Here is a 4,383-nt window from a genome sequence, read left to right on the forward strand (position 1 = left end):
TCCCCGAGATGCGGGTGCCCAGGATAAGCACCGCCCGGCTGCTGCCGCAGGCGATCAAAGACCGCCTGGCGATTTCGCAGCAGGATCATCTCGCAATGGCGGTTTAGCACAAAAAAACATAGAAGTCCGCTGCGCCCGGCCTTGCTCATGTATCCCCGCCGCACCGAGCCGCGCGCGGGGGTGCGCGCTATCGGGAATGCAAGCCGGTAGGCTGTGTGCTTGCGCGCACCCCGCCCCCGATGGGTAGCGATATTGCGCGAGGGAGCAACCGCCCCATGGTCAATCCGAATCAACAGCTCTGGGTGGAAGTCTAGTGACATTATTCAATCGGAATAGTCGCCGTTGACGAACGCGGCCTGGTCTGAAGCATCTCCTCAGCCCGACAAAGTATAGATAAAATAATGTGAGTTCAGTTGCTTGTAAATTTCTGAAGCGGAGAGGTGTGGACAGTTCTGTGTTAACGTTTAATGATTCACTTCAAGGTCTGTGTAAATCGTTAAATTTTTATCTCAAGAATTGAAAATATGCGCCGATGTTAGATCGCCGCGCGAATTGGAGCGAGGGACTAAAATGCCGACACATATACCCGATGGCCGTGTGGTTTTCATTGGCACAGAAATCGGGGGTGTTTTGACGCCCCTCACGAATTGGCGTCACTCTTTTAACTCTGGGTTAGTATTTGACAACGGAGATGGTAACGCAGATACGAACACGGATTACTTTAGCACTCCTGCTCTTCCCTACAGCGGCTACACCGTTGAAATCAATGGCGAAGACTACGCGATATTTTTGGCGCCTTTTGAAGATCTCGGCGGGCCTGGCAACGCCTACGCGGTGCCCTATTTCGATCTGAGTCGAGGGTTGGCCTCTCTAGAAGGCACCGCTGTAACCCAACCGATCACTTTCGCCGGTGATAACGCTGTCGTCGTGAACCTGTGCTTTGCCGCCGGCACGATGATCGCCACGCCCGAGGGCGAGGTCGCCGTGGAAGCGCTGGCGATTGGCGACCGTGTCCGCACCGCGGATGGCCGCGACGTGGCGGTGAAATGGCTGGGCGTTCAAACGCATAGAGCTGCCGCCGTGAACCTGCCGCTGCCCGAAAGCGCGCAACCTGTCCGCATCCGCGCGGGCGCGCTGGGCGGCGGGCTGCCGCATAGCGACCTGACGGTGACGGCGGACCACGGCATGGTGATCGACGCAATGGTGATCAACGCAAGCGCCCTGGTGAACGGCGACACGATCGACTTCGTGCCGCTTTCCGAGCTGGAAGACAGCATCACCGTCTACCATATCGAGACCGAGGCCCATGACGTGATCCTCGCCAACGGCGCCCCGGCGGAGACCTTCCTGGACGCGGCGGGTCGCGCGGCGTTCGACAATTACCAGGAATACCTGGACCTCTACGGCGCCGAGCATCTCATCCCCGAGATGCGGGTGCCCAGGATAAGCACCGCCCGGCTGCTGCCGCAGGCGATCAAAGACCGCCTGGCGATTTCGCAGCGGGATCATCTCGCAATCGCGGTTTAGCACAAAAAAACATAGAAGGCCGCTGCGCCCGGCCTTGCTCATATATCCCCGCCGCACCGAGCCGCGCGCGGGGGTGCGCGCTATCGGGACGGCAAGCCGGTAGGCTGTGTGCTTGCACGCATCCCGCCCCCGGTGCGTAGCGACATTGCGCGAGGGAGCAAGCGCCCCATGGTCAATCCGAATCCACAGCTCTGGGTGGATTTTTTGTGACGATTCTCAACCGGAATGGTCGCCGTTGACGAAGGTGGCCTGGTCTGAAGTATCCCTCGGCGCGACAAAGTATAGATAAAAAAATATGATTCCAGTTACTTATACATTCCTTAAGTGGAGCAGTGTAGACAATTCCTTTGTTGGTATTTTAAGATTCACCTCAAGTCCTGTGTAAACCGTTAAATTTTTATCTCAAGAATTGAAAGTATGCGCCGATGCCAGATCGCCGCGCGCCATGGAGCGGGGGACTAAAATGCCGACACAGACAGCCGATGCCTATCTAGTTTTCGATGCCACAGAGAGTGGGGGTGTTTTGACGCCGACCAATAATTGGACCCACTTTGGCGTTGATCTTCCCGTATTCGACAACGGAGATGGCAATGCCGATACGTCCACGGATTATTTATTCGTTGCTAGCATGCCCTACAGTGGGTACACCATTGAAATCGAAGGTCAAAACTACGCGATTTTTGCAAGTGGTGGCGGGGGCTACTTTGTGCCCTATTTTGACCCGAATGAAGGGTTTGCTGCTCTAGCCGGCACCGCTGTAACCCAACCGATCACCAATGCCGGCGAAAACGCTGTCGTCGTGAACCTGGTGTGCTTTGCCGCCGGCACGATGATCGCCACGCCCGAGGGCGAGGCCGCCGTGGAAGCGCTGGCGATTGGCGACCGTGTCCGCACCGCGGATGGCCGCGACGTGGCGGTGAAATGGCTGGGCGTTCAAACGCATAGAGCCGCCGCCGTGAACCTGCCCCTGCCCGAGGGCGCGCAACCTGTCCGCATCCGCGCGGGCGCGCTGGGCGGCGGGCTGCCGCATAGCGACCTGACCGTGACCGCCGACCACGGCATGGTGATCGACGGAATGGTGATCAACGCCAGCGCCCTGGTGAACCACGACACGATCGACTTCGTGCCGCTTTCCGAGCTGGAAGACAGCATCACCGTCTACCATATCGAGACCGAGGCCCATGACGTGATCCTCGCCAATGGCGCCCCGGCGGAGACCTTCCTGGACGCGGCGGGTCGCGCGGCGTTCGACAATTACCAGGAGTATCTCGACCTCTACGGCGCGGAACGCATTATCCCAGAGATGGCGATGCCTCGCATTTCAAGCGCGCGTCTGCTGCCGCAAACCATCAAAGATCGGTTGGCTTTCGGGACGCCATGCGCCCCTGACCCGTTGCTTAAGACAGGATAACGGCGACATCGGGGGCTATCTGCCCCTGCCAGTTGCAGGGCTGCGGCGACAAGAACGATTGCCGAACTTCCCGCAGCCTCGCAGTTGTGCCACGCCACGCGGCACAGGAGCCCCGGTTTTCCTTGCTTTTGCGCAGATTTCCCAGATTCCTTTTGCTTGCCAGCGGAATATCTGCCAGCATAGGTCGAATAACCATATAAATAACTACATACTACGTAAATAACTACATACTACGTAAACAACTACATAAATCGTAACGCAGTTCGCTCATAGACAAACTTGATAAGACCCCCCGGCGCGCAAAGCCTAAGTATCCTTCGCGCCGGTTCTAAATAACGCTATTATTAATAAAAACGGGGCGGGGCTGTTAAGTCGGTGCGCGCCCTCTTGGCAAAGGAATAAACAAGATGGTCAATATTCCCGTAGATGCTAATATCCGATTCACTGACGCCGTAGATTTAGGCGGCACGCTCAGCTGGACGCAAGCCTCGGTGTGGTTGCTGGACACCAACGTGGTCGATGTGGACGGGGACGGGAACGCGGATCAAGGCGTCGATGGCTGGCAAACCGTGGAAATGCCATACACCGGTTATGTGGTAAATATCGGCGGCACAGACTACCCGGTCTTTCTGTCGGGCACCATTTATTCAATCCCGTATAACACGGCATTCGAGGATATCGGCGCCAGCTTTCCGCTCGGGCCAGGTTCGACCTCGGCAACCAATCCAGAGGTCCCGATCCCTTATTGCTTCCTGACGGGTACGCAGATCGCGACCCCAAGCGGGGAACGCTCGGTCGAGGCGCTCCAGGTTGGCGACCAAATCCTTACCGCCAACGGGGACACTGCCGCGATAAAATGGGTCGGACGCCGGTCTGTGGCCGGGCCGATGACCTGGGCCCATGGCGACCAGCTCGCGCCGGTCTGCATCGCTGCCGGGGCCTTGGGCAACCACAGCGACCTTTATGTCAGCGCCGATCACGGGATGATCGTGGACGGGCTGGTGATCAACGCCTCAGCTTTGGTGAACGGGGACACGGTGCGCTTTGTGCCCGTGTCCGAGATGCCGCAAGAGTTCACCTATTACCACATCGAGACCGAAAACCACGATGTGATCCTCGCCAATGGCGCGCCGTCCGAGACCTTCATTGATGTGGCGGGCCGGGCGGCGTTCGACAATTACCAGGAATACTTGGATCTCTACGGCGCCGAGCGGATCATCCCCGAGATGCGGATGCCCAGGATAAGCACCGCCCGGCTGCTGCCGCAGGCGATCAAAGACCGCCTGGCGATTTCGCAGCGGGATCATCTCGCAATCGCGGTTTAGCACAAAAAAACATAAAAGGCCGCTGCGCCCGGCCTTGCTCATACATCCCCGCCGCACCGAGCCGCGCGCGGGGGTGCGCGCTATCGGGACGGCAAGCCGGTAGGCTGTGTGCTTGCACGC

3 protein-coding genes are annotated in these 4,383 nt (G+C 58.3%); all 3 read left to right on the plus strand.

Annotated elements, in window-relative coordinates:
- Positions 1–789: 789 nt before the first annotated feature.
- The 3 genes from AIOL_RS05110 (at position 790) to AIOL_RS05120 (ending at position 4,263) form a co-directional block, all read left to right on the plus strand.
- A complete protein-coding gene (locus AIOL_RS05110; RefSeq protein ID WP_049641993.1) occupies positions 790–1,527 on the plus strand; it encodes a Hint domain-containing protein in 738 nt (245 codons plus the stop codon).
- A gap of 628 nt (positions 1,528–2,155) precedes the next feature.
- On the plus strand, positions 2,156–2,938 hold the full coding sequence (locus AIOL_RS05115; protein ID WP_049641994.1) for a Hint domain-containing protein: 783 nt from the start codon (positions 2,156–2,158) through the stop codon (positions 2,936–2,938).
- A 407-nt stretch (positions 2,939–3,345) separates the two neighbouring features.
- On the plus strand, positions 3,346–4,263 hold the full coding sequence (locus AIOL_RS05120) for a Hint domain-containing protein (protein WP_082152438.1): 918 nt from the start codon (positions 3,346–3,348) through the stop codon (positions 4,261–4,263).
- Positions 4,264–4,383: the final 120 nt, after the last annotated feature.

Source organism: Candidatus Rhodobacter oscarellae (assembly GCF_001078595.1).
Lineage (GTDB): Bacteria > Pseudomonadota > Alphaproteobacteria > Rhodobacterales > Rhodobacteraceae > Rhodobacter_B > Rhodobacter_B oscarellae.

What these genes read in the sequence shown, in the direction of transcription:
- AIOL_RS05115 (WP_049641994.1), top strand. Translation starts at nt 2,156, where the DNA reads ATGCCCTACAGTGGGTACACCATTGAAATCGAAGGTCAAAACTACGCG.
- AIOL_RS05120 (WP_082152438.1), top strand. Translation starts at nt 3,346, where the DNA reads ATGGTCAATATTCCCGTAGATGCTAATATCCGATTCACTGACGCCGTA.